Source organism: Corallococcus praedator (assembly GCF_003612125.1).
GTDB classification, from domain to species: domain Bacteria; phylum Myxococcota; class Myxococcia; order Myxococcales; family Myxococcaceae; genus Corallococcus; species Corallococcus praedator.
Genome location: NZ_RAWI01000568.1, coordinates 1 through 4,607, shown reverse-complemented (window position 1 = coordinate 4,607; position 4,607 = coordinate 1). Strand labels below are relative to the sequence as shown.

Annotated in this window: 2 protein-coding genes; one reads left to right on the top strand and one right to left on the bottom strand. The window is 71.5% G+C overall.

Annotated elements, in window-relative coordinates:
- Window positions 1-131: 131 nt before the first annotated feature.
- A complete protein-coding gene (locus tag D7Y13_RS38865; RefSeq protein WP_233595747.1) occupies window positions 132-2,864 on the top strand; it encodes a PAS domain-containing hybrid sensor histidine kinase/response regulator in 2,733 nt (910 codons plus the stop codon).
- A gap of 36 nt (window positions 2,865-2,900) precedes the next feature.
- Here D7Y13_RS38865 and D7Y13_RS38860 read toward each other — a convergent pair whose 3' ends face one another.
- Complete coding sequence (locus D7Y13_RS38860) at window positions 2,901-4,418, bottom strand: Hsp70 family protein (protein ID WP_120538153.1); 1,518 nt, start codon at window positions 4,416-4,418, stop codon at window positions 2,901-2,903.
- Window positions 4,419-4,607 lie beyond the last annotated feature (189 nt).

The following is a 4,607-nucleotide window of genomic DNA, read 5'->3' as shown; positions in this document are numbered from 1 at the left end:
CCCTAACCCCCTGATCCCCCGTGGCCGCCGGGGAGCGGAAGCATCCCGGCGCCTGCCCACCTCCATGGTTTTCATGGTTGGCGTGGAACTGGCGCCTCGACTGACCTACAGTTCTTGAACGGAGGGGGAAGTTGCCCGAACTGCCACCCAGCGCGTATCCGGCCTTGTTCGAGCACATGCGCGACGGTGCGCTCGTGCTCGACCCGACCCTGCGGGTCGTGGCCGTGAATCGTGCCGCGGAGGGGCTGCTGGGCCCCCGCGACGTGCTGGTGGGCATGCCGGTGGACCGCGTGCTGCCGGGTTGGACGCCGCCGGCCGTCCCCCCGGGTGGCGGGCCGCCCGTGGAGATGGAATGGCACGCGGGCCCGGCCCACTCCGTGCGGGTGCTGGCGCTGCCGCAGCCGGGTGACGGCGGCTGGGTGCTGATGCTCCGGGGCCTGGACGGCACGCTGGAGGCGGAGTCCATCCTCCGGCAGCAGAAGGAGTTCTTCGAGGCGGTGGTGGACCACAGTCCGGTGGCCATCGTGACCATCAGCCGCGCCTTCGAGGTCCTCACCTGGAACCCCGCGGCGGAGCGGCTCTTCGGCTACACGCCGCAGGAGGCGATGGGGCGCAACATCCTCAAGCTGGTGGCCAACGTGGACGACATCCGTCCGGAGGCCGAGGAGACGTCGCGCGAGGTGCTGCGCATGGACCGCGTGCACGTCGTGACGAAGCGCGTGCGCAAGGACGGCACGGTGGTGGACGTGGAGCTGCGCGCCCTGCCGGTGATGGTGGCCGGCCGGTCGCTGGGCTTCATCGCCATCTACCACGACGTCACCGACCTTCAGCGGGCGCGTCAGGCCGCGGAGGACGCCAACCAGGCCAAGAGCCTGTTCCTGGCCACCGTGAGCCATGAAATCCGCACGCCGATGAACGCCATCATCGGCATGGCGGGGCTCCTGATGGACACGGCGCTGACGCCCGAGCAGCGCGACTTCGCGTCCACCATCCGGCAGAGCGGGGATGCGCTGCTGGGGCTGCTCAATGACATGCTGGACTTCTCCAAGATCGAAGCCGGCCGCGTCGAGCTGGAGGAGAAGCCCTTCAACCTGCGCCAGTGCGTGGAGTCCGTGATGGACCTGCTGGCGGTGCGCGCCAGCGAGAAGTCCCTGGACCTGGGCTACCACGTCAGCAACGAGACGCCGGTCAACGTGGTGGGTGACGCCGCGCGGCTGCGGCAGGTGCTGCTCAACCTGGTGGGCAACGCGGTGAAGTTCACCGAGCGCGGCGGCGTGTCCATCTCCGTGGACGCGCCCCGGCAGCCCCTGGCCCCGGGCGCGACGTTCGAGCTGCACTTCGCGGTGCAGGACACCGGCCTGGGCATCGCCGAGTCCGCGCGCGGGGGCCTGTTCCAGCCCTTCAACCAGTTGAACGAGTCGGTGTCCCGGCGCTTCGGCGGCACGGGCCTGGGGCTGGCCATCTGCAAGCGGCTGGTGGAGGCCATGGGCGGGCGGCTGTGGATGGAGAGCGAGGGCGTGCCCGGCCGGGGCGCCACGTTCCACTTCACCTTCCAGGCGCGCGAGGCCCCGCGCAGCGGCAACGCCCCGCGCCCGGATCCGCTGAAGCTCCAGGGCCGGCGCGTGCTGGTGGTGGACGACAACGCCATCAACCGCAAGCTCTTGGGCCGGCAGCTCTCCGCCTGGGGAATGGACCTCGTGGAGGTGGGCTCCGGGGCGGAGGCGCTCGCCCGCCTGGAGTCGGGGGCCCGGTTCGACCTGGCCATCCTGGACCACCGCATGCCGCTGATGGACGGCCCGACGCTGGCGGGGCTCATCCGTCAGCAGCGCGACGCGCGCGAGCTGCCGCTGCTGCTGCTCACCTCGTTCGACCAGCGCGACGCGCAGCCCCCGGGGATGTTCACCGCGGTGCTGCCCCGGCCGGTGAAGGCGTCGCAGCTGCACGACGCGCTGATGACGTGTCTGGCGCAGGACCTCATCTCCGCGAAGCTGGTGCCGCCGGTGCCCGCGCTCGCCACCCGGGAGCGCTCGGTGTTCAACGCGCGCCCCGGCGAACAGATGCCGCTGCGCATCCTGCTGGTGGAGGACAACCCCACCAACCAGAAGCTGGCGCTGCTGGTGTTGGACCGGTTGGGCTACCCGGCGGACACGGCGTCCAACGGCCGCGAGGGCCTGCACGCCCTGGCGCGCGTCCGCTACGACGTCGTGCTGATGGATGTGCAGATGCCGGAGATGGACGGCCTGGAGACCACGCGCAACCTGCGCACGGAGGTGCCGGCCAGCGAGCAGCCCTGGGTCATCGCGATGACGGCCAACGCGATGACGGCGGACCGGCGCGAGTGTCTGGACGCGGGCATGGATGACTTCCTCAGCAAGCCCATCCGCGTGGAGGAGCTCATCTCCGCGCTGCGCCGCGCGTGGGAGCGTCTGCCGCGCGAGCCCGGGGCCCTGCCCGCTGCCCACGCGCGCGTCACGGAGGTGCCCCGCGTGGGCACCCCGCGCATCCGGGGGCTGGAGGCTTCCGCGCTGGAGCGGCTGTGGCAGTCGCTGGATGGGCAGGTGGAGCGGATGCTCCCGGAGCTCATCGACACGGCGCTGGAGAGCATGCCCCGGCTGATGGACGACGCGCGCACGGCGCTGGCCCAGGGCGAGCTGGAGAACCTGGCCCGCGCGGCCCACACGCTCAAGTCCAACGCGGCCTACTTCGGGGCGGCCATGCTGGAGTCGCTGTGCTGGGACATCGAGCAGCGCGCGGACGCCCGGGTGCTGGAGGGCCTGGAGCCGCTGGTGGCCCACTGCGCGGATGCGCTGGAGGAGAGTCGCCAGCTCCTGGATCAGCTACGAGGCTCGGTGACGGCGCGGTGACGTCCCGGGCCACCGGCTGACGGCTCGCCGGGCCTGTCAGCGCCGCTGGGGCGCGTTCGGGTCGGTGATGGTCAGCGGCTGACGCTGGCCGTCCGGCGCGACGAGGCTCGCGGTCAGGGAGAAGTCCGGCGCCATGCGCAGCTCCAGCGTGGTGGGCCCGGGGTGGGCCACGCGCCAGTCCGGTTCGATGCGCACGGTGCCCAACAGCTCGCGCTCCACGGTGGTGCGGTCCAGGGCCTCGAAGAGGGCCACCGGCACGGGGCCGGCCCACTGCGGCAGCTCCAGCACCACGGAGCGGGTGCCGGGCACGGGCGTGTTGGCGGGGAGCACCTCGTGCTGGGCCCCGCCGGGCACCATGGCGCCAATGGGCATGGGCACCACGTCCGACAGGCCGCTGATGCCGCGCGCCAGGTTGCGTCCCAGGATGGCCGCGCCCACGGCCACGCCCAGCTCCGGGTGCACCTCCTTGTCCGACGACAGCTTGCGGAAGTGGGAGAGGCGCTTGCGGATGGCGGGCATGCGCGTCTGGCCGCCCACCATCACCAGCTCGTCGATGGCCTCCGCCTTCATGCCTGCCTTCTCCAGCACGTCGTCGCACGCGGCGGCGGTGCGCTCGATGAGCTGGAACACGATGGACTCCACCTGCTCGCGGGTGAGCGTGTAGTTGAAGTCCACGAAGGCGCCGTCCTTCTGGGTGATGCACGGCACGCGCAGGGGCACGGACGCGGCGCTGCTCAGCGCCATCTTCGCGGACTCGGCGGCGAAGACGAGCCGCTGCATGACGACCTTGTTGCCGCGCAGGTCGATGCCGTGCTTCTTGCGGAAGTCCTCCACCAGCGCCTCGACGATCTGTTCGTCGAAGTTGGCGCCGCCCAGGAACGCGTCGCCGCCGGTGGCCAGCACCTTCACCACGCGGTTGTGCACCGCCATCAGGGTGACGTCGAAGGTGCCGCCGCCCAGGTCGAACACCATCACCGTCTGTTCGGGGTTGCGCAGGTTGGCGTAGTAGAGCGCCGCGGCGGTGGGCTCGTTGACGATGGCGCGCACGCGCAGGCCGGCCTTCTCCGCGGCGTGGCGGATGGCCTCGCGCTGGCGGATGTTGGCGTGCGCAGGCACGGTGAGCACGCACTCCTCGAAGCGGGCCCCGGCCGCGTGCGTGGCCAGGGTGTTGATGTGCTTGAGGATGAAGTGCGCCACGTCGATGAGCGGCGTCACCTTGCCGTACACCTCCACGGCGGTGTAGCCGTCCGGCCCCTCCACCAGCTCGAAGGCGAAGCGGCCCCGGTGGCGCGCCACGTACTCGGACTGGAAGCGGCGGCCCAGGAAGCGCTTGGCGCCGAAGATGGTGTGGCGCGGGTCGTCGATGATCTGCCGCCGGGCCGCGGGGCCGACGATGGCCTTGTCGCCCGCGTGGAACCACGCGATGGAGGGCAGCGTGAGGCTCTTCTCCGCGATGGGCACCACCCGCAGCTTTCCTGCCTTGTCGAAGAAGGCCGCCGCGGTGTTGGTGGTCCCGAAGTCGATGCCGAGGATGGGGGCGGCGCTCGTGCTCATGCGATGGCCCATCCTCGCACGTCTCGGCGCGTCGAGGCACCCGTCCCCTCCCGGAGGGTGGGGGAGGGCGCGCTGGAGTGCGCCAGCGCGCCCCGACCCCGAGGCTCAGGGCCTGGGCGGCGTGTTGTAGCCGGCGTCGCCGTAGGGCTTCAGGCGCTCCAGCCACATCTCCTCCAGCACCTTCAACTC

What these genes read in the sequence shown, in the direction of transcription:
- D7Y13_RS38860 (WP_120538153.1), bottom strand. Translation starts at nt 4,418, where the DNA reads ATGAGCACGAGCGCCGCCCCCATCCTCGGCATCGACTTCGGGACCACC.